Source organism: Lysinibacillus sp. K60, from assembly GCF_019731275.1.
Taxonomy (GTDB): Bacteria; Bacillota; Bacilli; order Bacillales_A; family Planococcaceae; genus Lysinibacillus; species Lysinibacillus capsici.
In genome coordinates, this window is record NZ_JAASJR010000003.1 from 253,965 (window position 1) to 278,051 (window position 24,087).

The 24,087-nt window shown below is 39.8% G+C and carries 27 protein-coding genes; 23 read left to right on the forward strand and 4 right to left on the reverse strand.

The genetic code is table 11. From position 1 onward, the window contains the following. Positions 1-26 precede the first annotated feature (26 nt). The 17 genes from HCH28_RS08620 to HCH28_RS08700 all read left to right on the forward strand — a co-directional run bounded on the left by HCH28_RS08620 (position 27) and on the right by HCH28_RS08700 (position 15,633). Positions 27-1,652: a long-chain fatty acid--CoA ligase gene (locus HCH28_RS08620; protein ID WP_221680617.1), complete on the forward strand. Its 1,626-nt coding sequence runs from the start codon at positions 27-29 to the stop codon at positions 1,650-1,652. Positions 1,653-1,777: 125 nt separating this feature from the next. Then, the gene (locus HCH28_RS08625) at positions 1,778-2,008 is read left to right on the forward strand and encodes a hypothetical protein (protein ID WP_004232641.1); all 231 of its coding nucleotides are present in this window, start codon (positions 1,778-1,780) and stop codon (positions 2,006-2,008) included. Between the two features lie 84 nt (positions 2,009-2,092). Further along, entirely contained in the window at positions 2,093-2,866 is a 774-nt protein-coding gene (locus tag HCH28_RS08630; protein ID WP_221680618.1) for a CheR family methyltransferase, read from the forward strand. Between the two features lie 281 nt (positions 2,867-3,147). Continuing rightward, positions 3,148-4,329: a chorismate synthase gene (aroC, locus tag HCH28_RS08635; RefSeq protein ID WP_004232644.1), complete on the forward strand. Its 1,182-nt coding sequence runs from the start codon at positions 3,148-3,150 to the stop codon at positions 4,327-4,329. Positions 4,330-4,332: 3 nt separating this feature from the next. Next, positions 4,333-5,424: a 3-dehydroquinate synthase gene (aroB, locus tag HCH28_RS08640; protein ID WP_054550711.1), complete on the forward strand. Its 1,092-nt coding sequence runs from the start codon at positions 4,333-4,335 to the stop codon at positions 5,422-5,424. Further along, a complete protein-coding gene (gene aroH / locus HCH28_RS08645; RefSeq protein WP_004232646.1) occupies positions 5,421-5,789 on the forward strand; it encodes a chorismate mutase in 369 nt (122 codons plus the stop codon). Before aroB ends, aroH begins: the two co-directional genes overlap by 4 nt. 18 nt (positions 5,790-5,807) lie before the next feature. Then, the gene (gene hisC, locus HCH28_RS08650; RefSeq protein WP_221680619.1) at positions 5,808-6,908 is read left to right on the forward strand and encodes a histidinol-phosphate transaminase; all 1,101 of its coding nucleotides are present in this window, start codon (positions 5,808-5,810) and stop codon (positions 6,906-6,908) included. Next, positions 6,905-8,002, forward strand: a complete 1,098-nt coding sequence (locus HCH28_RS08655; protein WP_221680620.1) for a prephenate dehydrogenase — start codon at positions 6,905-6,907, stop codon at positions 8,000-8,002. Before hisC ends, HCH28_RS08655 begins: the two co-directional genes overlap by 4 nt. Before the next feature lie 59 nt (positions 8,003-8,061). Then, positions 8,062-9,348 carry a 3-phosphoshikimate 1-carboxyvinyltransferase gene (aroA, locus tag HCH28_RS08660; protein ID WP_112117664.1) on the forward strand — a complete coding sequence of 429 codons (1,287 nt, stop codon included), beginning with the start codon at positions 8,062-8,064 and terminating at the stop codon, positions 9,346-9,348. A gap of 95 nt (positions 9,349-9,443) precedes the next feature. Then, positions 9,444-10,712: a tetratricopeptide repeat protein gene (locus tag HCH28_RS08665; RefSeq protein ID WP_004232654.1), complete on the forward strand. Its 1,269-nt coding sequence runs from the start codon at positions 9,444-9,446 to the stop codon at positions 10,710-10,712. A gap of 14 nt (positions 10,713-10,726) precedes the next feature. Then, positions 10,727-11,284, forward strand: a complete 558-nt coding sequence (locus HCH28_RS08670) for a ReoY family proteolytic degradation factor (protein ID WP_004232655.1) — start codon at positions 10,727-10,729, stop codon at positions 11,282-11,284. 141 nt (positions 11,285-11,425) lie between these two features. Continuing rightward, entirely contained in the window at positions 11,426-11,875 is a 450-nt protein-coding gene (locus tag HCH28_RS08675; protein ID WP_004232658.1) for a DUF2487 family protein, read from the forward strand. 154 nt (positions 11,876-12,029) lie between these two features. Next, positions 12,030-12,536 (forward strand): QcrA and Rieske domain-containing protein, encoded by a 507-nt coding sequence (locus HCH28_RS08680; protein ID WP_004232660.1) that lies wholly within the window; start codon positions 12,030-12,032, stop codon positions 12,534-12,536. Positions 12,537-12,555: 19 nt separating this feature from the next. Beyond that, positions 12,556-13,230, forward strand: coding sequence for a menaquinol-cytochrome c reductase cytochrome b subunit (gene qcrB / locus HCH28_RS08685; protein WP_004232663.1), 675 nt, complete (start codon positions 12,556-12,558; stop codon positions 13,228-13,230). A gap of 41 nt (positions 13,231-13,271) precedes the next feature. Further along, positions 13,272-14,039 carry a menaquinol-cytochrome c reductase cytochrome b/c subunit gene (locus HCH28_RS08690; protein WP_004232669.1) on the forward strand — a complete coding sequence of 256 codons (768 nt, stop codon included), beginning with the start codon at positions 13,272-13,274 and terminating at the stop codon, positions 14,037-14,039. A gap of 262 nt (positions 14,040-14,301) precedes the next feature. Further along, positions 14,302-14,898, forward strand: a complete 597-nt coding sequence (gene lhaT / locus HCH28_RS08695) for a lipoprotein heptaprenylglyceryl N-acetyltransferase LhaT (protein ID WP_221680621.1) — start codon at positions 14,302-14,304, stop codon at positions 14,896-14,898. A gap of 54 nt (positions 14,899-14,952) precedes the next feature. Next, positions 14,953-15,633, forward strand: a complete 681-nt coding sequence (locus tag HCH28_RS08700) for a zinc metallopeptidase (RefSeq protein WP_225341019.1) — start codon at positions 14,953-14,955, stop codon at positions 15,631-15,633. 56 nt (positions 15,634-15,689) lie between these two features. Here the strand turns inward: HCH28_RS08700 and HCH28_RS08705 are convergent, their stop codons facing one another. Beyond that, the gene (locus HCH28_RS08705; RefSeq protein ID WP_004232676.1) at positions 15,690-16,559 is read right to left on the reverse strand and encodes a YitT family protein; all 870 of its coding nucleotides are present in this window, start codon (positions 16,557-16,559) and stop codon (positions 15,690-15,692) included. 115 nt (positions 16,560-16,674) lie between these two features. Here HCH28_RS08705 and HCH28_RS08710 point away from each other — a divergent pair, with 115 nt between their 5' ends. The 6 genes from HCH28_RS08710 (at position 16,675) to HCH28_RS08735 (ending at position 21,708) form a co-directional block, all read left to right on the forward strand. Then, positions 16,675-17,010 (forward strand): nucleotide pyrophosphohydrolase, encoded by a 336-nt coding sequence (locus tag HCH28_RS08710; protein ID WP_054550714.1) that lies wholly within the window; start codon positions 16,675-16,677, stop codon positions 17,008-17,010. Further along, positions 17,010-17,807 carry a 4-hydroxy-tetrahydrodipicolinate reductase gene (gene dapB / locus HCH28_RS08715; protein WP_004232679.1) on the forward strand — a complete coding sequence of 266 codons (798 nt, stop codon included), beginning with the start codon at positions 17,010-17,012 and terminating at the stop codon, positions 17,805-17,807. Before HCH28_RS08710 ends, dapB begins: the two co-directional genes overlap by 1 nt. A 19-nt stretch (positions 17,808-17,826) precedes the next feature. Continuing rightward, the gene (gene mgsA, locus HCH28_RS08720; protein WP_221680622.1) at positions 17,827-18,231 is read left to right on the forward strand and encodes a methylglyoxal synthase; all 405 of its coding nucleotides are present in this window, start codon (positions 17,827-17,829) and stop codon (positions 18,229-18,231) included. A gap of 33 nt (positions 18,232-18,264) precedes the next feature. Then, positions 18,265-19,410 (forward strand): N-acetyl-alpha-D-glucosaminyl L-malate synthase BshA, encoded by a 1,146-nt coding sequence (gene bshA, locus HCH28_RS08725; protein ID WP_221680623.1) that lies wholly within the window; start codon positions 18,265-18,267, stop codon positions 19,408-19,410. Next, a complete protein-coding gene (locus HCH28_RS08730; RefSeq protein WP_221680624.1) occupies positions 19,397-20,569 on the forward strand; it encodes a CCA tRNA nucleotidyltransferase in 1,173 nt (390 codons plus the stop codon). Before bshA ends, HCH28_RS08730 begins: the two co-directional genes overlap by 14 nt. 155 nt (positions 20,570-20,724) lie before the next feature. Next, positions 20,725-21,708 (forward strand): biotin--[acetyl-CoA-carboxylase] ligase, encoded by a 984-nt coding sequence (locus HCH28_RS08735; RefSeq protein WP_221680625.1) that lies wholly within the window; start codon positions 20,725-20,727, stop codon positions 21,706-21,708. 607 nt (positions 21,709-22,315) lie between these two features. On the opposite strand, the gene HCH28_RS08740 is transcribed toward HCH28_RS08735, so the two are convergent. From HCH28_RS08740 to HCH28_RS08750, 3 genes are read right to left on the reverse strand one after another with little or no spacing between them, the layout of a single operon-like run. Beyond that, a complete protein-coding gene (locus tag HCH28_RS08740; protein ID WP_221680626.1) occupies positions 22,316-23,152 on the reverse strand; it encodes a DUF4097 family beta strand repeat-containing protein in 837 nt (278 codons plus the stop codon). Continuing rightward, complete coding sequence (locus tag HCH28_RS08745; protein ID WP_221680627.1) at positions 23,153-23,758, reverse strand: DUF1700 domain-containing protein; 606 nt, start codon at positions 23,756-23,758, stop codon at positions 23,153-23,155. Then, entirely contained in the window at positions 23,751-24,071 is a 321-nt protein-coding gene (locus HCH28_RS08750) for a PadR family transcriptional regulator (protein WP_004232706.1), read from the reverse strand. Before HCH28_RS08750 ends, HCH28_RS08745 begins: the two co-directional genes overlap by 8 nt. Positions 24,072-24,087 lie beyond the last annotated feature (16 nt).

Sequence of the window (24,087 nt, forward strand, 5' to 3'; positions counted from 1 at the left end):
AATCGTAGATGAAGGGAAGCGGTATCATGCATATGATGGATACACCTTTATTATTAACAAGTTTTTTGAATCGCGCAGAACGATTTTTTCACTCAAAGAAAATCTATTCTCGAACAAGTGCCACTACTATTCACGAATTTACGTATAAAGAATATGTGAAACGGACTCGCCGATTAGCTGATGCTTTGACGAAACTAGGGATGGAGCGAGGAATGAAGGTGGGCACATTTGCTTGGAACCACCATCGCCATTTGGAAGCCTATTTTGCTGTACCATGTGCAGGAGCAGTATTGCATATGATTAATATTCGATTATCCCCCGAGCATATTGCCTATGTCATCAATCATGCCGAGGATGAAATATTATTAATAGATGATAATCTGGTGCCATTAATTGCACCGATCGTATCTCAACTGAAAACGGTAAAGCATTTTATCATTATGGGTGATGCTGTTGCAGTAGAAACTTTACCGATTCCAAATGCTCTTTCCTATGAATCGCTACTTACGGAGGCAGATGAACATTTCACATTCCCAGAAGATCTAGATGAAAATACACCCGCAGGCATGTGCTATACAAGTGCAACGACGGGCATGCCAAAGGGAGTAGTCTATACACATCGCAGTATTGTACTTCATAGTTTAACAGCTGGTCTCGCTGACAGTATTGCGATTTGTGAGTCGGATGTGGTGTTACCTGTTGTACCAATGTTCCATGCGAATGCATGGGGATTACCATTTGCCAGTGTCGCATTTGGTTCTACACAGGTCTTACCGGGACCTATGTTTACACCACAGCTATTGCTTGAATTATTTGATGTATATAAAGTTACATTGACAGCAGGGGTACCGACTATATGGCTAGGCGTTCTACAGGAGCAGCGTCAAAATCCTCGTGACCTATCGTCTATGCGATTAATTGTTTGTGGAGGTTCTGCTTCACCAATTGGTCTTGTTCGAGGCTTTGAGCGAGAACTTAATATCCCGTACATGACAGGTTACGGTATGACAGAAACCTCACCACTTGTAAGCCTATCCACGTATTTAACACATATGCAGGACTATACGGCTGATGAAAAAATGAATGTTCGGATTACACAAGGTATGACAATGCCTCTTATTGATACAAGGATTGTCAATGAAAATGGTGAAGTGCCTTGGGATGGCAAAACGATGGGAGAGCTTACGATTAGAGGCCCATGGATTGCCAACGAGTATTATCAGGATGAACGAACGGAAGAGGCCTTTAAAGACGGCTGGCTCTATACAGGCGATATTGCTGTGATGACAACAGATGGCTATATAAAAATCACCGACCGTACAAAGGATTTAATTAAGAGTGGTGGCGAATGGATTTCTTCAGTAGAGCTTGAAAATGCATTAATGTCACATCCAAAGGTCTTTGAGGCGGCTGTTATTGCCATTCCACATGAAAAGTGGTTGGAGCGACCATTAGCTTGTGTCGTAGCAAAGCCAGAGTTTAAGGATTCGATTACTAAAGAAGAGTTACTAGAGAGTCTACAGCACCAATTCCATAAAACATGGGTTCCTGATGATATTATCTTCATTGACGAAGTACCAAAAACGTCTGTAGGTAAATTCTTAAAGGCTAAATTACGAGAAGATTTAAAAGAGTATCGCATACAAGTCTAACGATAATGGATAGAATGAGGGTGGTGAAAATCTACCTTCATTTTTTATTGGAATAAATTCCTGAAAAATGAAACTATTTTTTCCGTTTTGCCGTATAATCGTAATAACGAAAGGAAGTGAACGGATTGTCAATTGCCATTGTAGCGATAATTGGAGGCGTTATTATTTCTCTAGCTGGAATTTTTACAGACGCTCATACTAGACAACAAAAAATAAAACTGAAAGCTGTTGAAAAAGAAGTAGAATTAGAAAAGCTTAGGTTAGAAACTTATACGATTGAAACAGAAAAAATGAGACTTGAATTAGAACAGTCGAAAGTATTACTTTTAGAGGAAAAACAAAACGCAAGCAAGTAGATTTGCATGCATGAGAAAGACTATTTCAGGATTGGGACTTTTCCGCTATAATGGTAATACGACGCTAGAGGGGAAGATGACCATATGTCTGATTATGAACAGTTTATAGAAGGTATTAAGCGCAAAACAGGAATAGATTTAGCGTTATATAAAGAAGCGCAAATGAAAAGACGATTAACCTCTCTTTATGAGAAAAAGGGCTATCGTAATTTTGTAGACTTTCTAAAGGCACTCGAACAAGATCGAGATTTAATGAATGAATTCTTAGATCGTATGACGATCAATGTTTCTGAATTTTATCGCAACGGAAAGCGCTGGGAAGTATTACGAAAGAAAATATTTCCGAAACTTTTACAAACTAATAAGCGTTTAAAAATTTGGAGTGCTGCTTGTTCTACAGGAGAAGAACCATATTCATTAGTAATGGTATTATCTCAATTGGTGCCTTTATCTCAAATTCAAATTATTGCCACTGATTTAGATGAGAATGTAATACAAAAGGCGAAGTTAGGTGTCTACCCTGAACGCTCTTTAGCAGAGGTGCCAAGTGATATTAAAGCAAAGTATTTTGAACAAGAAGGCTCCTTCTATCGCGTGAAGGATGAGATTAAGCGTTGTGTAACCTTTAAGAAACATAATTTATTGAATGACTCTTATGACAGCAATTATGATTTAATTGTTTGTCGCAATGTCATGATTTATTTTACAGAAGAAGCGAAAGATCAAATTTATAATAATTTTAGTAAAGCACTGCGTAAGGATGGCGTTTTATTTGTTGGATCGACAGAGCAAATTTTTAATCCAGCACGTTATGAATTTGATGTAGAAGACACATTCTTCTATCGTAAAAATAATTAATAATATGGATGAAAAGCCTTGTACAAATGACACAATTGTACATAAAGTTGACCAAGCATTAAACATAGATAATTCATACGCTTTTCGCTTATCATAAGCAAAGGCGTATTTTTTATAAAATTTAGCTAGGTGTTTTTTATAACTTTCATTCAGAATATTCACATTTAGATCTATGAAAATGGTAACTACTTAAAAGACATTCGTAAAAGGACTGTTTTTTTAAAGAATATATGTTATAGTGAAAAATACATACTTTAGCGAGTTGAAGGGAGAAAGTGTTTATGCGTTACTTAACAGCAGGTGAGTCACACGGACCTCAATTAACGACAATTATTGAGGGTTTACCGTCACTCTTACCCATTACAGCAGAAAAAATTAATCACGATTTAAAACGTCGCCAAGGAGGTCATGGACGTGGGCGCCGCATGCAAATCGAAACAGATACAGTGGAGATTGTAGCTGGTGTTCGTCATGGTCAGACACTTGGATCTCCTGTTGCACTCGTTGTCACAAATGATGACTGGAAGCACTGGACTAAAATTATGGGAGCAGAGCCACTAGCTGATGATATCAATCCTGAAGATATCAAGCGTCAAATCTCACGTCCTCGACCAGGTCATGCAGATTTAGTCGGAGGCATGAAATATGGTCACCGAGATTTAAGGAATGTATTAGAGCGCTCCTCTGCGCGTGAAACAACTGTTCGTGTAGCAGTTGGGTCTGTAGCAAAGGCGTTACTTAATGAACTAGGCATTTCCATTGTTGCGCATGTTACAGAGATAGTGGGAATTAAAGCCGATACATCTTTAATAGAAGGAAAAACAACGGAAGAAATTCGTGCAATTGTCGAAGCGGATCCTTGCTACTGTGTAGATCCAATCGCCTCTGCGAAAATGGTTGAGGCAATTGATGAAGCGAAAAAAGCCGGCGATTCGATCGGTGGTGTTGTAGAAGTCATTGTAGAAGGCATGCCAGCAGGTGTAGGGTCTTATGTACATTATGATCGCAAGTTGGATGCGAAACTTGCTGCTGCTATGCTATCCATTAATGCATTTAAAGGAGTAGAATTTGGACTTGGCTTTGAAATGGCACGTCGAAAAGGTTCTGAAGTACACGATGAAATCATCTGGTCTGAAGAAGAAGGTTATACTCGTGCAACCAATCGACTTGGTGGCTTAGAAGGCGGTATGTCAACAGGTATGCCAATTGTTGTACGTGGTGTGATGAAGCCAATTCCTACTTTATATAAACCATTACAAAGTGTAGATATTGAAACAAAAGAGCCGTTTAAAGCGAGTGTTGAGCGCTCTGATAGCTGTGCAGTACCAGCAGCGTCTGTAGTTGCAGAACATGTTATTGCCTGGGAAATAGCGAATGCAATTTTAGAGCAATTCCATAGTGATCAACTACCACAATTACAAGCTCAAATTGACGAGCATCGTCAATATACAAAGGGGTTCTAAGTTATGCGTGTACCAGTAGCAACAAAATCGCATCAATATGAAGTTGTTCTTGGGCATCAATTTCTAACTGAAGCTGTGGAGGCATTTGCTGATAAACTTCAAAAAGCGGATAAGCTCTTTGTGTTTACTGATGTCAATGTTTGGGCAGCACAGGGAGAGTACTTCAAAGCAAATTTCCCGTACCACTTTGAGGTTTTTATTTTGCCAGGTGGAGAAGCGTGCAAAACCTTTGATCAATACAATGCTGCTCAAACATTTTTATTAGAGCAAAAATGCTCCAGAAAATCCTTCATTTTTGCTTTTGGAGGAGGAGCAGTTGGCGATTTAACAGGTTTTGTTGCGGCAACTTATATGCGTGGGATTCCGTTTATTCAAATTCCAACGACTATTCTAGCGCATGATTCCGCAGTTGGTGGAAAAACTGCCATTAATCATCCACTAGGAAAAAATATGATTGGCGCATTTTATCAGCCAGAAGGCGTGATATATGATACAGCTCTTTTAGAAAGTTTATCAGAGCGTGAGGTACGTTCGGGAACAGCAGAGTTAATTAAGCATGCCATGATTTCTGACCCGAACTGGCTGGAGGAATTAATGACAGGAGATTCGGTGATCCATTTTAATCAAAATGAACTAGCAAAGCAACTAAAAAAAGGAATTGAAGTGAAAGCACAAATTGTTGCTGAGGACGAAACAGAGCAATCCGTTCGAAAGTTTTTAAACCTAGGCCATACATATGGACATGCCATTGAGGCAGCTGCGGGTTATGGCAAAGTGGCTCATGGTGAGGCGGTTATGATTGGACTCGTCTATTGTCTTCTATTGAGTGAACGATATGGAGAACTTGATCGAACGTTCACCCAATCCTTTTTACAGTTTGCGATAAAAAACGGCTATCCTTTTAAGGCTGTGAGTGATTATTCATTTGAACAATTATCTAGCTACCTAATGAAAGATAAAAAAGCGGAATATGGCATTTTACAATTTGTTCTTTTGGATAAAATTGGAAAGCCTTTTGTCAAAGCTATTGATTTAGAAGAATGCCAAGAAATAGATGCTGAATATAGACAGTTATTAGCGGAGGTGCTTGTATGATTCGTGGACTTAGAGGAGCAATAACAATTGAATCTGACAAGCCAGAGCTTGTATGGGATGAGACAGCAAGATTAGTGCGTGAGGTTGTGGCAGCAAATAATGTGGACATTGATGATATCGCATCGATCCTCATTTCAACAACGCCAGATATTACCTCAGCATTTCCTGCTCGTGCAGTACGCTTGATGGATGGCTGGCAATATGTCCCTGTTATGTGTACACATGAGATGGATGTGCCAGAAGCGTTACCATTATGTATTCGTGTATTAATACATGCAAACGTAGAGGTTGCCCAAAAAGATGTAAAGCACTTGTATCTCAATGATGCAGTGAAATTAAGACCAGATTTGGCCCAGGCTAAATAAGTAGAGGAGATGTTTTAGATGAAGTGGAAACAACAATTGGACGGTATGCAAGCATATAAGCCAGGTAAACCAATTGAAGAAGTACAACGTGAATATGGCTTAAAGGAAGTTATTAAATTGGCATCGAATGAAAATCCATTCGGGTGCTCACCTAAGGTAACAGCTTATTTACAAAATAATGCAGTGAATCATGCACTTTATCCAGATGGCTATGCCCAAAACCTACGTACTGCTGTGGCAAATCATCTAGGTGTGAAAGAAACACAGCTTCTTTTTGGTAACGGCTCTGATGACATCATTGCTATTATTACTCGTGCTCTGTTGTATCCAGGGGTAAACACGGTTATGGCCGACCCTTCCTTCTCTCAATACTGGCACAATGCTGAAATTGAAGGTGCTGAAGTACGTAAAGTGCCTTGTCAAGATGGAGCACATGATCTAGAGGCAATGTTGGCTGCAATTGATGACCAAACTTCTATTGTTTGGGTATGTAGTCCAAATAATCCTACAGGAGTTGTCATTCCTGATGCTGCATTGCGTGCCTTTCTAGCAAAGGTTCCAAGCGATGTCCTTGTCGTGCTTGATGAGGCATACATTGAATATGTTACACATCCAGACCACAAGGATACGTTACCAATCATTAATGAGTATCCGAATGTGCTTTTACTGCGTACATTCTCTAAAGCATATGGCTTAGCTTCGTTCCGCGTAGGCTATGCTATTGGCCAACCTGATGTTATTGCTAAGCTTGATCGTGTGCGTGCACCATTCAATAATACAATCTTAAGTCAAGCTGTTGCTGCCATTGCCCTCAGTGACCAAAATTATATTGAAGCCTGCCGTGAAGCCAATGAAAAAGGCAAAAAACAATATGTAGAATTTTGTGAAAAGCATAATTTAAAATACTTCCCATCTGATACAAACTTTATTTTCTTTGATACCCATGCTGATAGTGATGTTGTTTTCCAAGAGCTGATGAAAAGAGGCTTTATCGTGCGCAGTGGTAATGCATTAGGCTTACCAGGATTTATCCGTGTGACAATTGGAACAGAGGCTCAAAATGCAGCATTGCTTAGCCAACTTGATGAAGTGTTAAAACAACAAGGGGTATTTGCATGACACGCAAAGTACTCGTTATAGGGCTAGGATTGATCGGAGGTTCTATTGCCCTTGCTTTGCAAAAAGCACCGGAAACAAAAATTATTGGCTACGACATGGACGCACAAACACGCGAGCATGCGAAAACATTAAATATTGTGCATGAGATTGTCGCAGATCCACTGGTTGTTGCGGCTGAGGTTGATGTTATTATCTTCGGTACGCCCGTTAATGCAACACTGGATTGGATGGAGCAATTAAAATCATGGCCCTTGAAAAATAAAGTCATCGTAACAGATACAGGAAGTACAAAAAAATTAATTATGCAAAAAGCCAGCGAATTACGAGAACTTGGCATAACGTTTATTGGTGGACATCCAATGGCGGGGTCTCATAAAAGTGGTGTGCTGGCTGCTAAGGCGCATCTTTTTGAAAACGCATATTACATGCTTACACCACTTGCTGGGGAAGAAATTGTTCATATGGCACAGCTTGAAAGTTTGCTGAAATTTACCCATGCAAAAGTAGTCAGTGTATCTGCCAGTGAGCATGATCACATGACAGCGGTGGTGAGTCATTTTCCGCATGTTATTGCGGCCTCACTTGTTCATCAATTAGGCGGCGAAAATGGGGAGTACCCAATGACACGTTCTCTTGCAGCAGGAGGGTTTCGTGATGTGACACGAATCGCCTCTTCCAATCCCATCTTATGGCGAGATATTACGCTGCAAAATCGCGAGGAACTCCTCACGCAATTAGATGGCTGGGAAAAAGAAATGACACGCATTAAGGAACTGCTGATGGAGGGTTCTTCACAGGCTATTGAAAACTATTTTGCAGTTGCCAAAGAACTGAGAGATGAATTACCGATTAGTGCAGGGGCTATGTATACACCATTCGATCTATATGTTGATGTTCCTGACTATCCAGGTGTTATTTCTGAAGTGACGGGCTTTTTAGCAGATGAAGCAATTAGTATTACGAATCTTCGCATCGTTGAATCACGAGAAGATGTTTTCGGTATTCTAGTCATTAGCTTCCAAAGTGAAAATGATCGCGAACGTGCTGCAGCCTGTATTCAAAAACGAGCAAATTTCGAAACGTATATTTCTTAGCATAAGAAAGCGTCGGCATTTCGGCGCTTTCTATCTTCATATTGGAGGGAATAAAGTTCATGAGTGAAAAAGTATTGCAATACAACAAGCCTTCTTTACAGGGCTCTTTAACTGTTCCAGGCGATAAGTCTGTATCTCATCGCTCTGTGATGTTTGGCGCCATTGCTAGTGGAACAACGACAGTAGAGGGCTTTTTACTAGGTGAAGATTGTTTAAGTACAATTGATTGCTTCCAGAAACTTGGCGTTCAGATTGAGGTGGAAGGGACAAATGTAACCATTCATAGTCCAGGGATGGATGGCTGGCAGGAGCCGACAGAAGTGTTATATACGGGTAACTCTGGTACAACAACACGCTTAATGCTAGGCATTTTAGCTGGTTCTACTGTTCACTCTGTCATGACAGGAGATGCATCCATTGGAAAACGACCAATGCGCCGTGTTATAGATCCACTGCGTCAGATGGGTGCACAAATTACAGGGCGTGCAGACGGGCAATATACACCACTAGCCATTCAAGGTACAAAATTACAAGCCATTGATTACAAGATGCCTGTAGCAAGTGCACAGGTGAAATCTGCTATTTTACTAGCGGGCTTGCGTGCTGAAGGAACAACTATTGTTAGAGAAATGGATGTTTCGAGAGATCATACAGAGCGAATGCTGCGTCAATTTGGTGCACATGTAGAAGTAGATAATGGCGTAGTATCGATTGAAGGAGGACAAGCTCTCAATGGTACGCATGTTTCTGTGCCAGGAGATATATCATCGGCTGCCTTTTTCTTAGTGGCAGGAGCCATTTGCAAAAATAGTCAGCTAACACTAAATAATGTGGGCATTAATCCAACACGTGATGGCATTATAGAGGTGCTGCAAAAAATGGGCGCCACGATGACGGTAACGCCGAATGATGATAATCAAGCTGAACCGACAGCAACAATCCAAATCGCGACATCTTCTTTAACTGGTACAATAATTGAGGGAGACATTATTCCTCGTTTAATTGACGAAATTCCAATTCTTGCATTACTCGCTACGCAAGCACATGGTCAAACGATCATTAAAGATGCCGAGGAGCTAAAAGTGAAGGAGACTGACCGTATCACGGCTGTTGTGACTGAATTGAAGAAACTTGGTGCCCAAATCGAAGCAACAGAAGATGGTATGATTATTGAGGGACCAACGTCTTTAAAAGGAGCAAACCTTCAAACATATGGCGATCATCGAATCGGCATGATGGGTGCAGTTGCAGCTTTAATAACAGACGGAGCTGTTACACTAGATGATGCACAATGTATTGCTGTATCCTACCCATCGTTCTTTGAGCATATTGAGGCAGTGAAGTAACAATTAAGAGAGGCTCTCCAAGCTTTTGGGGAGTTTTTTCTTGTTTCAGAGGTAAATGTTTTGTAGCATAAAGGTATCAACGAAAGAATAGGTGAATGACTGTGAACAATGCGATGACTGAAATGATGCAAGCACTTGAACAAGGGGATTTAGCATTAATAGATCAGCTACTAGAATCATTTTTAATGAAGGAGCTACCCGAGGAGATCTATGCACTTGCTGAGATTTTTATGCAGTATGGGTACATGAAGGAAGCTGACCGTGTGCTGGAGCATTTACAATTTTTATTCCCAGAAGAAGCACAGTTAAAAATAGATCGTGCCAATGTCCTAATGGAGCTTGGTAATGAAGATGAAGCATTAGATTTATTATTAGAAATTGAAGAAACCTCCCCAGAATATCCACAAGCGTTATTGGTTTTAGCTGATTATTATCAAATGCAAGGGTTATTTGAGGTTGCAGAAAAGCGTATAAATGAAGCATTAGCAATTTTACCAGACGAGCCATTATTACATTTTGCGAAAGCAGAACTTTTATTTGAAACAGGTCGTTTTTTAGAGGCAGCAAGACTGTACGAGGACTTATATGAGCAGCAAAATGAATTTGCTGGTATTCAACTTGTCGAACGACTAGCGGAGGTTTATCGTGCAGGTGCAGCCTATGAGACGGCATTTGATTATTATGTCAAAGCCCTTGAAGATGAAGTAAAGCCCGATATTTTATTTGGAGCTGCTTATTCAGCCTTCCAGTCACAAAAATACGAGATGGCTATTAAACAACTAGAGGAATTGAAAGAATTAGATCCTGATTACTTCTCAGCCTATTTATTGCTTGCGGAAAGCTATGCAATGACAGAGGATAATCAAAAAGCTTATGCTGCCATTCAAGAGGGGTTAAAGCGTGATGAATATGATAAATCGCTTTATTTATTCGCTGGTAAAATGGCATTGAAAAATGGTTTGCCAGAAGAAGCTGAGCAACATCTGAGAGAAGCTATAGCGCTCGATCCTGAATATATGGAAGCGGTACTGGCACTTATTTCAGTGTTTGGACAACAGGAGCGCCATGAGGATGTGATCGAGTTATTTGAGACATTACAGCAAAATGATTTTGAATGGAGCACTTTATATCCATTTGCGGCAGAGGCATATGAAAATTTAGAATTGTACGACCGTGCATACGAATTTTACCGTTTGGCATATAATGATTTTAAGGAAGACGCAACATTTTTAGAAAAATATGTTTACTTCTTATTAGAAGAAGGAAAGCGTTCAGAGGCAAAAGAGGTTCTTGGACAATTAATCAACATTCAACCGGGTGAACCAGAGTGGCAGGAGAAGTTAGAAACCTTAGAATTTGAGTAAAGGAGGGAGTGGGTATGACTGCTTCTGTATCAGTTGTTGATAAAAAAGCATTTGTTCGATGGTTTTTAAAAAATTATCAATTGAAACGTCGTGAGTGTGTATGGATTTTAAATTACCTATTAAGTAATGATGACTTGTTAAAAAGAATCCGGTTTGTGGAAGAAGCTCACTATTGTCCTAGGGCAATGGTGATGTCGACAGTAGACTCAACAGGTGTGCCTTTTCGTTTCTATAAAGGCAATGTGATGACAGCAGATGCTGAGAAGTCTTTCCATGATTTACGCTTACATGAACAAGAAGATATGTATATACAATTGAATTTTCCTAATATACCACCAAGTGCACAATACTTAGCAGTTCTTGAAGAAAACCCTTATATGCCAGAAACACTGCTCGTCAGTGAAAAAGATCGTATACTGGCAGAAGAGCTGCTTTCCAATAGCTTACTCGTATTCCAAGAAGAGAAATTACTCGCACAAATTGATGAAGCCCTCGACCAGGGAGATGAAGCGCGATTTTATGAATTGTCTAATTTGTTACAAGCATTGAAGGAAACGGCTAATTTACGTTAATTATAGGTAAAAATTGAATGTCCTTTATCCATTTCAATATGGTAACATTACTAGTGAATGATTGTTTTCACTTTTAATTGGGTATCCTATCGAAGAGTGGAAAAGGACATTTTTATTTTGCGATAAAAGGAGGTTTGTTGAATGTATTTTAATGCAAACGATGTAACATCGTTTATGGCACAAAAAGATTTTATTGATACCGCGATAGTTCCACTTGTATCCATTGATCTCTCTTCTGAAAAAATGAAACAAAGTGGCGCCGAGGTAGATTTTGTCATGTCTTTAACTTCTTTTATAGAGCAGCAGTTTAAAGGTCGTCTACTAGTCATGCCACCATTTTCTTATATGACAACTTTAAAAAACGATGATTTACCACAGCAATTAGAAGCACAATTACATAATGCTGGATTTAGGCATGTGTTCTTCATTACTTGTGACCATTATTGGACAAAAAGTGGAGAGATAGTCAATATGATTTGGTTACCAGCGATTCCATTAGAAAGTATGGATGCTAGTGTGAAAAAATCCATTCTAGAAGATCAGTTGCGACAAGTGATTCCAATGCTTTCGACTAAATGGGCACAGATTTAACAATTAGTTTCAATAAATGTTCACATTCTCCAGCTTTCCACAGAATGCTATATTGACCAAGCTATGGACTTGATATATCATATATATGTCCTAGTATTACTATTTGTAAAAGTATGTCCGTTGGACTGACCTTTAAGTTAGAGGGGGGAAAATAATGAGTAATAATCGAGTTTCACGTCGTCAATTTCTAAGTTATACTCTTACTGGTGTAGGTGGATTTATGGCGGCAGGTATGCTAATGCCAATGCTTCGCTTTGCAATTGATCCTGTGCTACAAAAGCATGAGGGTGGAGATTTTGTAAAAACAGAGCATAAAATCGCTGACTTGACTGAAGAGCCTGTAAAAGTGGACTTTTCATATGAACAAGTGGATGCATGGTATAAATCACAGGTTACAGATGTAGCTTGGGTTTATAAAAGTGGCGATCAAATCATTGCCCTTTCACCTGTTTGTAAGCATTTAGGATGTATGGTTGACTGGAATGGAGATTCTGCACACCCAGGTCAATTCTTCTGTCCATGCCACGCAGGACGTTATGAGAAAAACGGGAAAAACATTGCAGGTACACCGCCTCTAGGTCCGTTGGATGAATTTGAAGTACAAGAACAAGATGGCTATTTAATGATTGGTCCAGCTAAAGCAAATTCTCTAGTTAAATAAGTAAGGGGGTACGACAACAGTGCTAAATAAAATTTATGATTGGGTCGATGAACGCCTAGATATTACACCGATTTGGCGTGATATTGCCGACCACGAAGTGCCAGAGCACGTTAACCCTGCACATCATTTTTCAGCATTCGTTTACTGCTTTGGTGGATTAACATTCTTCATCACAGTAATTCAAATTCTATCTGGTATGTTCCTAACAATGTACTATGTACCAGACGTTGTGAATGCATGGAAATCAGTTTATTATTTACAAAACGAAGTAGCATTTGGTGAAATCGTACGCGGTATGCACCACTGGGGAGCTTCATTAGTTATCGTAATGATGTTCTTACATACACTTCGTGTATTCTTCACAGGTTCTTATAAAAAACCTCGTGAATTAAACTGGATGGTTGGTGTAGGTATTTTTGGTGTAATGATGGGTCTTGGATTTACAGGATACTTATTACCATGGGATATGAAAGCATTATTCGCTACTAAAGTAGGTATCGAAATTGCAGCATCTGTACCGTTTATCGGTGGGATGATTAAAGTATTATTAGCGGGTGACACAACGATTCTCGGTGCTCAAACGTTAACTCGATTCTTTGCGATTCATGTATTCTTCTTACCTGCAGTATTGTTTGGGTTACTTGCAGCGCACTTTATCATGATTCGTCGTCAAGGAATTTCAGGACCGTTGTGATTGTCTTGACGGTTCGATGATCTTTAAAAGGAGGGGACACTATGCATCGCGGAAAAGGAATGAAATTTGTCGGCGATTCTCGTATTAAAGCGAATCACAGAATGCCGAACGTTCCAAAGGATTATTCCGAATATCCAGGTAAGACGGAAGCTTTCTGGCCGAACTTCTTACTGAAGGAATGGATGGTAGGTGCTGTATTTTTAATTGGATACTTATTATTAACTGTCGCTCACCCGTCACCACTTGAAGGGCCGGCAGATCCAACTAGAGCATATACACCACTACCGGACTGGTACTTCTTATTTATGTATCAACTTTTAAAATACTCATTTGCTTCTGGTCCATACAATGTAATCGGAGCTATTGTAATTCCAGGTCTTGCATTTGGAGCGCTATTATTAATGCCATTTTTAGACAAGGGTCCAGAACGTCGTCCATCTAAACGTCCATTGCCAACAGCGTTTATGTTATTAACTTTAGCTGCTATGTTCTACCTAACTTGGGAGTCAGTTGTTAACCACGACTGGGAAGCTCAAAAAGCTATGGGTGCAATTGTAGAAACAGTTGAATTCGATAAAGAATCAGAAGGTTATAAACTATACGCTGGCTCAGCTTGTATTACATGTCACGGTGAAGGCTTAGAAGGTGGAGCTGGTGCACCATCTCTAATGAACACTGGATTAACAGCTGATGAGATTAAGGACATTGCTCATAATGGTCGCGGTAACATGCCACCAGGATTATGGACAGGTTCAGATGAAGATCTTCAAAAACTTGCTGAATTCATCGAAAGCTTAAAAGCAGAGTAATAGTAAAAGAGTCAGGAAACTGGCTCTTTTTTTCTACCTTGTTATACTATTGGGACTGGAAGCCATACAAAAAGGTTCCCTTGTATAAAGGGTTTTAGCGAAAGATGTCGAAAAAACATTTATTCCTGAAACAAGTTAGCGAATTAAAACAATAAAATAACACATATTGATGGTGAGATACAATTGAAAGGTAGAGTGAAGCTCTAGAATTTCAGAACTATACATAAATAATGGATTGTTTATATCGGAAGGAGTTAACATCATGCAACTAACAAGAGCAAATATTTGGTACCTTCTGACACATAAATCATTCTTGATTGCGCTGCTAATTGTTAATCTACTAGGTACAATTTATGGCTATTATTGGTATGGGTGGCAGCTTGCAATCACAGAGCCTATTTTTTATATTTTTGTTCCAGATAGTCCGACAGCTAGTTTATTCTTTTGTTTTGTGTTGATTGCTTGGATTATAGGGAAAAGCTGGCCACTGATGGAAGTACTTGCCCTTGTTACGTTGGTGAAATATGGCTTATGGGCAGATGTGATGAATATTTGGACATTAATTGAAACAGGTTCTATTGGCTGGCAGGGGTGGATGTTAGTTGGTTCACATTTTGCCATGGCTGTACAAGCTGTACTATATATGAAGAAATATGTCTTCACTTATTGGCATGTAGTGATAGCAGCTGTTTGGACACTGCATAATGATGTCATTGACTATGTATTTGGGCAAATGCCTATGTATCGAGATTTAGCCAATTACACAAGCTATATTGGCTACTTTACATTCTGGTTATCAATTGCATGTATTTTACTTGCCATTTTCTCAATTAGGTGGCGCAAATATTTGCCGAATTAGGGTATAAATTATAGAATTATAGTATCGAGGTAGAAAGGGGTTAGAAAATTGTCAATGAGCATGTATATTGTTTATTTTGCGATTATTATGCTGCTTCCACTTTATGCTCAAATGAAGGTAAAGGGTACGTATAAAAAATTTGCAAAGCAACGTACAATGAAGGGGCAGACTGGTGCTGAGGTAGCGCGTGCGATTTTAGACGCGAACGGCTTATATGATGTACGAGTTGTGCCAACGCAAGGTGTGTTGTCTGATCATTATAATCCGGCAACCAAAACAGTGGCTTTGTCAGAAAGTAACTTTTATGAAGCGAGTGTTGCAGGTGCTGCAGTAGCTGCCCATGAAGTAGGTCATGCCATCCAACATAAAGAAGCTTATTCTATGCTTACATTACGTAGTAAGCTCGTTCCAGTAGCAAACATTTCTTCCAATATGTCTTGGCTTTTTGTAATGATTGGTATTTTTACAAGTATGTCGAATTTATTGCTGTTAGGTATCATATTATTAGCAGCAGGTGTTGTTTTCCAATTAGTGACACTTCCGGTGGAGTTTGATGCCTCAAAGCGAGCATTAGTTCAAATGAATTCACTTGGCATTATTACAAATGAAGAAGAACGACCAGCACGAAAAGTATTAAGTGCTGCAGCCTTAACATATGTAGCAGCGGCAGCGGTAGCTGTACTTGAGTTATTACGTTTAATTTTAATTTTTACTAATATGCGTAGCGACGACTAAGAAAAAACTTGTTATAGTGGTACACCACTATAGCAAGTTTTTTATCTTCGTATGCTTTAATGAAGGGGTTGCTTTTGATCGTCTAGTGTGAAGCCTTCTCCTGCCACATCTCGTACTTCAATGATGGAAACAAATGCGTGCGGATCAACTTCATGCACAATAGATTTTAACCGTACAACTTCATTGCGGCCAATCACACAATAAATCACCTCTTTAGGTTGTTTCGTAAAATGACCATGTCCTTCTAAAATGGTGATACCACGCTCCATTCGAAGAGCAATTGTTTCAGCAATGGCTCCCGACTTTTCCGATATGATAAGCGCACCACGAGCCGCATAAGCACCTTCTTGTACAAAGTCAATAACACGGGCTCCAACAAATACGGCTACTAATGTATACATCATCGAACGAGCATCCAAGAACGTCAGCCAAGAAAGGATGATGACGATGGCATCGAAGACAAACATGGTTTTCCCCATACTCCAGCCAAAATATTTATGTCCGAGTCGGGCCAAAATATCGACACCACCTGTAGTTCCACCGAAACGAAAGACAATCCCAAGTCCCAATCCAACAAAGACACCAGCAAAAAGTGCCACAAGCAACATGTCATCCTCTAAATGGATGGTAAATTGATATTTTTGAAAAATTTTTAGAAAAAGAGATACAGATAAAGTGCCGACAAGCGTATAGACAAATGATTTTTTTCCAAGTAATCGATAACCTATGATAAACATGGGAATATTTAATAACAGGTTCATTAAGGCGGGGTCCCATCCTAATGTAAAATATAGTATGAGGGTAATCCCACTTAGTCCACCTTCACCCAGTTGATTTTGGATGTTGAAGTGAACAAAGCCGAAGCTGAAAACTGCTGCTCCGAGCATAATTGCGATAATATTACGAATTTTAATCTGTTTTAGCATTTGACCTCCTGTAGTTCCAAACAAATGAAGTAGTGTTATCTATTATCTGACATTTTATTGGTTTTGACAACAATGGTGTAAATTTTATACGATGGTAAATAGGAGTGTGATTTTTATGGCAGATCAACTAACAATGCAAGCTTTACAACAGCGTGTCGATGACTATATAGGACAATTTAAAGAAGGCTATTTTCCACCATTTGAATTACTTGCACGTCTAACAGAAGAATTAGGTGAACTATCACGCGAAGTTCAGGATGTCTATGGACAGAAAAAGAAAAAGAGTACTGAGGATATAAATAGTATTGAAGAGGAACTAGGAGACTTTTTCTTTGTACTAGTCTGTTTTGCAAATGCTCAAGGTATAAAACTAGATGAAGCACTTTTACGCGTCATACATAAATTTGAAACTAGAGATAAGGATCGTTGGACTAGAAAGGATGAAGAATGATGTCGATTCGTGTAGCTATTGCAGGAGCAAGAGGAAAAATGGGAGCTGAGGCTGTACATACGGTCATGAAACATGACAAAATGGAATTAGTAGCTGTACTAGATTATAAGGAAGTAGGAAAAACTTTAGCTGATTTAGATATGTTTCCAGCAAGCTATACAGTGCCTATATTTACAGAAATGCATGATCTTGTAGAAGCAACTGCACCAGATGTACTAGTGGATTTAACTAATCCACATGCAGTCTACAAACATACAAAGGAAGCACTGAATTTAAATGTACGACCTGTAATTGGTACAACAGGATTTACAGATGCACAACTAGAGGAATTATCAGCCATGGCCAAAGAAAAAGAGTTAGGTTGCATTATTGCACCAAACTTTGCGATTGGTGCTATCCTAATGATGAAGTTTGCAAAAGAAGCAGCCAAATACTTACCAGATGTAGAGATTATAGAAATGCACCATGATCAGAAGCTTGATGCACCATCTGGGACAGCGGTGAAAACGGCTCAGTTAATACAAGAGGTCCGTACGCCTAAGGCACAAGGACATCTAGAAGAGAAAGAAACCATTAAAGGTGCAAGAGGTGGAGACTTTGACGGTATGCGCATTCATTCCGTACGTTTACCTGGTTTAGTGGCACACCAGCAAGTATTATTTGGAGGGGATGGGCAGCTACTAACGATTCGCCATGATTCATTAAACCGTAATTCTTTTATGTCGGGTGTTGCATTTTGCATAGAAGAGGTTATGAAAATGGATCAGCTTGTTTATGGTTTAGAAAACATCATCTAAAGATTGGGATGGAAGCTATATGAAAATCGCATTGATTGCACATGATCGTAAAAAAGATAATTTAGTACAGTTTGCTATTGCTTACCAAAATATTTTACAAGAACACACACTATATGCTACCGGCACAACAGGACAACGTGTCATCGAAGCTACTGGTTTGGAAGTTACACGTTTTCGTTCAGGGCCACTTGGTGGCGATCAACAAATTGGCGCAATGATTGCCAATAATGATATGGACATGGTGATATTTTTCCGTGATCCTTTAACAGCACAGCCACATGAGCCAGATGTTTCTGCACTAATCCGTCTTTGTGATGTTTACCAAGTGCCACTGGCAACCAATATGGGAACAGCAGAAATATTACTAAAAGGCCTCGAGGAAGGCTTTGTGGATTGGAGACTGATACAAGAAAGACGCAATTAACAAAAGACGTGATTCAGAAAGGATGATCATCGAATGAAAAAGCTAAAAATAGGCATTACCTGTTATCCTACAGTTGGTGGCTCTGGTGTCATTGCAACAGAATTAGGCAAAATGCTTGCAGAAAGAGGACATGAAATTCACTTCATCACCTCAAGCGTACCATTTCGATTGAATAAAATTTATCCAACCGTCTTTTTCCATGAAGTCGAAGTTAATAATTATTCAGTATTTCAATATTCTCCCTACGATATTGCATTAGCGAGTAAAATGGCAGACGTCATCAAGGATGAAGAGTTGGATGTGCTACATGTGCATTATGCCATCCCACATGCAGTATGTGCGGTGCTAGCACGTGAAATGAGCGGCCGAGACATTGGCATCGTTACGACCCTTCATGGCACAGATATATCGGTGCTTGGGCAAGATTCTACGCTCTCACAGGCCATTAAGTATGGGATTGATAAATCTGATATTGTGACAACCGTGTCACAGGCATTAAAAGAACAAACCTATGAACTGATTGATACAGTAAAACCAATTGAAACGATTTATAACTTTGTGGACGAACGCGAATACTTCCCACGAAATTTAGGAAACTTAAAAGAGCAATTTGGTATTCAAGAAGATGAAAAAGTCCTCATTCATGTATCAAACTTCCGTAAAATAAAGAACCTTCCACACATTGTAGACGCCTTTATGAAAATCCGTGCCAACATGAAAGCAAAGCTCTTATTAGTAGGTGATGGCCCAGAAAAGCATCGTGTCATGGATCAAGTAAAAGGAAGTCCTTATATGAAGGATGTTTTATTTTTAGGGAAACAAGAAAACTTAGCTGAACTGTATGCGATTAGTGACCTAAAGCTATTATTATCACAGCAAGAATCGTTTGGACTGGTGTTACTAGAGGCAATGGCTTGTGGTGTACCTTGTATTGGAACAAATGTAGGTGGTATTCCAGAAGTCATTGAGCACGGTGTAGACGGTTATATCGTGGAATTAGGTGATACAGAGGCAGTTGCGGCGTATGCAACCCATTTATTGCAAGATGAGGAACAATTACTGCGCTTCCGAGAAGCGGCCATCCGTGCAGTAAGTGAAAAATTCCACTCATCCAAAATTGTGGAACAATATGAAAATCTGTACGAGAAGGTTGCGGAAAGAAATCATGCAAAACAATAAAGAATGGCAAGCAGCCTATTCAGTCATTGAACAATTAGAACAGGCGGGATTTGAAGCAGTTATTGTTGGTGGAGCTGTAAGAGATGCTTTACTCAATCGTCCTGCCCATGATGTAGATGTGGCTACAAATGCCTTGCCTGAAGAAGTAAAAACTGTGTTTCAAAAGACTGTAGATATTGGGATTCAGCATGGGACGGTACTTGTTATCGTACCCGCTGGACCTGTGGAAGTGACTACCTATCGGACAGATGGGGAATATACAGATCATCGAAGACCACAGAATGTCCATTTTGTTCGATCTCTAAAAGAGGATTTACAACGCCGAGATTTTACGATGAACGCCATTGCCATGCGTCATGATGGCTCTTTTGTAGATTATTATGGTGGACGACAAGATATTGAAAAGCGCGTTATACGAGCGGTAGGAGAGGCAGAAAAACGGTTTGCAGAAGATGCTCTAAGAATGCTGCGAGCAATTCGCTTCTCCGCACAGCTTGATTTTACAATCGAGGCGAATACAATAACAGCCATCCAGCAAAGGGCTGCTGATCTGAGATTTATTGCAAAAGAACGCATTAAAGCAGAGCTTGATAAGCTTTGGATAGGACAAACAGTTTTTGGGGGTATACAAAAACTAGAGGACTGTGGGTTAACGGCCTATTTAACGGGTGATTTTCAAGCTTCACAATGGCGTAATTTTCAAACAAAGGATGCACTTCTTGGCTGGGCATACTTTGCCTTACTGCAAGGAACAGCATGGCGTGAGGTAGTTCGCGATTATCGATTATCTAATAAGGAAATGGCGTTTATTAAATCCGTTTTAACAGCTTATGACGATTTAAAAGATGGTTGGACAAATCGCCATTATTTTAACTACACAGAGCAAGAACTAGTGGCTGCACAATATTTTGCCCAACTTCGCCAATTAGACGCTTCGATACCTCAACAATCTATTCGAGAATTACAGGCAAAATTACCGATTCAACATAAGCAAGAATTAGTGGTGAATGGGGCTGATTTACTGAAATGGTCTGGCAAAAAGGGTGGGCCGTGGGTAAAAGCCGCATTGGAGGATCTGCTGATAGCCATTCTTCATCATGAACTTCAAAATGATCGACAACAGATTAAAAGCTGGCTTGAGCAGCAGGATCTTACTTAAAGCCCAATACATGATAGTCAAAAGCCGTCTCCCATTTCGGGAGGCGGTTTTATTAAATTCCTATCGTTGGTGGTCATTTACGTTAATTTACAGTATGATTAAGACAAATTAAGTTACATAACAAGAGTACAGTTAACTAAAGGATGGATGTGAAGATGACAATTTCCATGAAGGACGAAATTTTAAAAAGAATATTGGCTGCTGATGGAGAAGCGGTTTCAGGTCAGGAATTAGCAAATTCTCTTGGTGTCTCAAGAACCGCTGTTTGGAAGCATATGCAAACATTACAAGAGGAAGGATATACATTCGAAACTATTAAGAAAAAGGGGTATGTATTGACAGGTGTACCAAATAGCTTGAGCCCCACACAGATTGAGCTTTTTTTAAAGACAGAGCATTTTGGACGTGAGATCCATTATTACGATGTAGTTGATTCAACACAAACGATTGCGCATAAGCTTGCACAGGAAGGAGCTCCACACGGTACAATTATTATTGGTGAGGAGCAAACAGCGGGGCGAGGTCGTATGGCTCGTCCTTGGGAGTCTGCCCATGGGACAGGTATTTGGATGACCGTTATCGTTCGGCCAGATGTTACACCCCAGCAGGCCTCATCCTATACACTTGTGGTGGCAGTAGCTGTCACAATGGCCATTAAAACATTATATAAACATGTAGAGCCAGCCATTAAATGGCCCAATGATTTATTGATTAATGGCAAAAAATGTACAGGTATTTTAACGGAAATGCAGGCAGAGGCGGATCTTGTGCAAGCTTTACTTGTTGGAATTGGCATAAATGCGAACCAAGCAGCAGCTGACTTTTCACCTGATATTGCGGATATTGCCACTTCATTACGATTAGAAGCAGGGGAAGAAATCAATCGTGCAGCACTTGTTGCCTCTATCTTACACTATTTAGAACAATTTACAGAATTATACGTCAAAGAGGGTTTTGCGAGTCTAAAGACACTATGGCAGCAATTGTCCTGTACAATTGGTCAACGTATAGAGGTAACGACGATACGTGAACGTTTTGAAGGGGTTGCCAGTGGCATTACAGACGATGGTGTTCTCCAGCTGACGCAGGACGATGGAACGATTCGCACGATCTATGCGGGAGACATCAAAATATTATAAACAAGAAGCTGCAAGTAATGTCCTATACTTGCGGCTTCTCATGTTGTTGCAAAAAGATGATGTCAACGGCAGAAAAAGCAACTTTGCAAGGTGAGGGGTTGATTTCCGTTCCGCCAGCGTCCTTTCCAGGGGGCGTCCGATGAGCCGCTTCACTCACTTACGTTCGCTCCAGGGTCTCATCTGTGACGCTAAATCCCCTAGGAGTGACGCTGGCTCCACTCCAATCAACCATTCTGCAAAAGTGTCTTTGCTTTATCTTTCATACTGGCCGTAGCGAACAAAATAATCCATTATTTGTATTATTAGAGAATAGATAGACTTTTATTTTCAATGTGGGGAAGTCATGCGTAACAGCACCTCTTCATAAAGAGTCGTGAACACCTTCACTTTATTGGGAAACCTTTGCTAAAAGGTAACACTTTTGTAGGTTGAAGTGGAAGGCTACTTGACTCCCGTGGGATCGGCGCTCGCCCACAGGAAAGAAAGTAGCCTGCAAAGGAAACCATTTTCACCTTTCACAAAAATTCTATTAATGGTTTTGTTTTTCAACAATATGAGAAGCTGCAAGTAACGTCCTGTACTTGCAGCTTCTTTTATTGACTATTCTTTATTTTAGTGACACATCTATATCACCATGTGATAAGGAAACATTCAGTTGGTGCTCACCCTTCGTTACCTGAGTCACGGTGCCATTTTGTTCTTCATCATTAATGGTCACATCACCGAAGTCTGTTTTGAGAGCGTAGCCTATATCACTTTGTTTGTTTTGTAAGTGAATCGTTGTATCGCCAAAACTAGAGGTAATGGTTGTTTGCCCATTTAATGTGCCATCTATATCGATATCTCCATGCTCGCTCTCAATAGTAAAGCCGTTACTAGTAAGTTGCTGAAGCGTCAAATCACCAAAGGACTGCCTAATCTCTGTTTTGTCACCCGTCGTGCTGTTGAAAGTAATATCTCCATAATCCTGGATGAGATTAAGCTGCTGATACTGGAGCCCATGAATGGCTGTATCGCCAAAATTACTGTCTATCACAATCGCCTCTATTTTTGTATCTTTTGGGACATAGAGTTTGATTGAAGGGGAAGAGAGGTTACCGAAGCCAAATTGAAAACCATCCTTTTTCTTTGCCATTGTTTCGATGGTTAAAGTTCCGTTATCAATATGATATGTTACATCTTCTTGCTCAAGGACCTTTGTGTCTAATTTATAATCACTATCACTTGCAACAATCTCCACATCTCCATAATCATTTACAATATTAATGCTTGTGAATGCATCTAAAGCATGAGACTGACTTATTAATTTAGTATTACTTGGGACATAAAGACCCTCTGAATCTTTAAGAATCAGCCAGCGACCCCCTGAAAAATAGCCAATCAAAGCGAGTAGAATGCCTAATGCAATCATTGTCATGGCTATAAGGGTATTTTTTGACGTCATTTAGAAGTCCCCCTTTTTTTGATTCTTTGTCATTTTATGGAACAGTCTGCCTAATGTTTCAACAGAGACAACAACGGTTTTCTTGATAACACGAGCAACAACTGGGAACAGTAGGACACCCAAGCCCGTTACGATTAACCCGACACCCATAAAGAGCAGTGCGGTCGGCCAATGCTCTGTTAAAATTAAGAAACCTGAAATGATCGCCACAACGCCACCAGCAAAAATACTAATAACAGTTGCGACAATAGCAAAGATTAAGCTGATAATGACTGCGCCAAATGAAAAAATGAGTGCAATGGCTGTTGCAAGTAATGGCAATGAAAGGGGCGCAGACAGTATAGCTAGAATAATGAGCCAAATGGCAGACATATTCTTTTTTGTTGATTTTGCCGAGGAGGTTTCTAAATCCTTTAATGCGAAATCAGCTAATATTTGTGAGGCAACGTGTGAAGGAGAGCCAAGTTGTGAAATGACCTGATGCTCATTTTCCTCTCCAGCTTCCTCAAAGTATTCTTCATAATAGGCAAGCGCAGCGTCTAACTCATGCGCAGGAAGCCGACGTAATTTTCCTCGTAGCTGTTTCAAATAGCTTGCTCTATCCATCTAAATTCCCTCCTAAAAGTACACAATCAACCTTTTCCTTATACATTTGCCATTCTTTTAATAGCTCTAATAATCGTATACGTCCTTGCTCTGTAATTTGATAATAGCGTCTATTTCTACCTTGATAAGGCTGATCGTACGTTGTTAAGTAATGCGCTTTTTGTAAGCGGCGTAATACAGGATACAGTGTAGACTCTGAAATCTCCATGACTGATTGTACCTGCTGTGTTAAAGAATAACCGTAGGCGTCCTCTTTCTCGACAATAGCCAGTACACAAGCATCAAGTAAAGCTGAACCAAGCTGAAATGTCATCTTTTCACCTCACATG

Coding starts and splice junctions, on each gene's coding strand:
- HCH28_RS08670 (WP_004232655.1), top strand. CDS start 10,727: ATGACTGCTTCTGTATCAGTTGTTGATAAAAAAGCATTTGTTCGATGG.
- aroH (WP_004232646.1), top strand. CDS start 5,421: ATGATTCGTGGACTTAGAGGAGCAATAACAATTGAATCTGACAAGCCA.
- hisC (WP_221680619.1), top strand. CDS start 5,808: ATGAAGTGGAAACAACAATTGGACGGTATGCAAGCATATAAGCCAGGT.
- HCH28_RS08690 (WP_004232669.1), top strand. CDS start 13,272: ATGCATCGCGGAAAAGGAATGAAATTTGTCGGCGATTCTCGTATTAAA.
- aroA (WP_112117664.1), top strand. CDS start 8,062: ATGAGTGAAAAAGTATTGCAATACAACAAGCCTTCTTTACAGGGCTCT.
- HCH28_RS08655 (WP_221680620.1), top strand. CDS start 6,905: ATGACACGCAAAGTACTCGTTATAGGGCTAGGATTGATCGGAGGTTCT.
- mgsA (WP_221680622.1), top strand. CDS start 17,827: ATGAAAATCGCATTGATTGCACATGATCGTAAAAAAGATAATTTAGTA.
- lhaT (WP_221680621.1), top strand. CDS start 14,302: ATGCAACTAACAAGAGCAAATATTTGGTACCTTCTGACACATAAATCA.
- HCH28_RS08735 (WP_221680625.1), top strand. CDS start 20,725: ATGACAATTTCCATGAAGGACGAAATTTTAAAAAGAATATTGGCTGCT.
- HCH28_RS08705 (WP_004232676.1), bottom strand. CDS start 16,559: ATGCTAAAACAGATTAAAATTCGTAATATTATCGCAATTATGCTCGGA.
- HCH28_RS08745 (WP_221680627.1), bottom strand. CDS start 23,758: ATGGATAGAGCAAGCTATTTGAAACAGCTACGAGGAAAATTACGTCGG.
- HCH28_RS08730 (WP_221680624.1), top strand. CDS start 19,397: ATGCAAAACAATAAAGAATGGCAAGCAGCCTATTCAGTCATTGAACAA.
- HCH28_RS08680 (WP_004232660.1), top strand. CDS start 12,030: ATGAGTAATAATCGAGTTTCACGTCGTCAATTTCTAAGTTATACTCTT.
- HCH28_RS08700 (WP_225341019.1), top strand. CDS start 14,953: ATGAGCATGTATATTGTTTATTTTGCGATTATTATGCTGCTTCCACTT.
- HCH28_RS08675 (WP_004232658.1), top strand. CDS start 11,426: ATGTATTTTAATGCAAACGATGTAACATCGTTTATGGCACAAAAAGAT.
- HCH28_RS08740 (WP_221680626.1), bottom strand. CDS start 23,152: ATGACGTCAAAAAATACCCTTATAGCCATGACAATGATTGCATTAGGC.
- aroB (WP_054550711.1), top strand. CDS start 4,333: ATGCGTGTACCAGTAGCAACAAAATCGCATCAATATGAAGTTGTTCTT.
- HCH28_RS08665 (WP_004232654.1), top strand. CDS start 9,444: ATGACTGTGAACAATGCGATGACTGAAATGATGCAAGCACTTGAACAA.
- bshA (WP_221680623.1), top strand. CDS start 18,265: ATGAAAAAGCTAAAAATAGGCATTACCTGTTATCCTACAGTTGGTGGC.
- HCH28_RS08710 (WP_054550714.1), top strand. CDS start 16,675: ATGGCAGATCAACTAACAATGCAAGCTTTACAACAGCGTGTCGATGAC.
- aroC (WP_004232644.1), top strand. CDS start 3,148: ATGCGTTACTTAACAGCAGGTGAGTCACACGGACCTCAATTAACGACA.
- HCH28_RS08750 (WP_004232706.1), bottom strand. CDS start 24,071: ATGACATTTCAGCTTGGTTCAGCTTTACTTGATGCTTGTGTACTGGCT.
- dapB (WP_004232679.1), top strand. CDS start 17,010: ATGTCGATTCGTGTAGCTATTGCAGGAGCAAGAGGAAAAATGGGAGCT.
- HCH28_RS08630 (WP_221680618.1), top strand. CDS start 2,093: ATGTCTGATTATGAACAGTTTATAGAAGGTATTAAGCGCAAAACAGGA.
- HCH28_RS08620 (WP_221680617.1), top strand. CDS start 27: ATGCATATGATGGATACACCTTTATTATTAACAAGTTTTTTGAATCGC.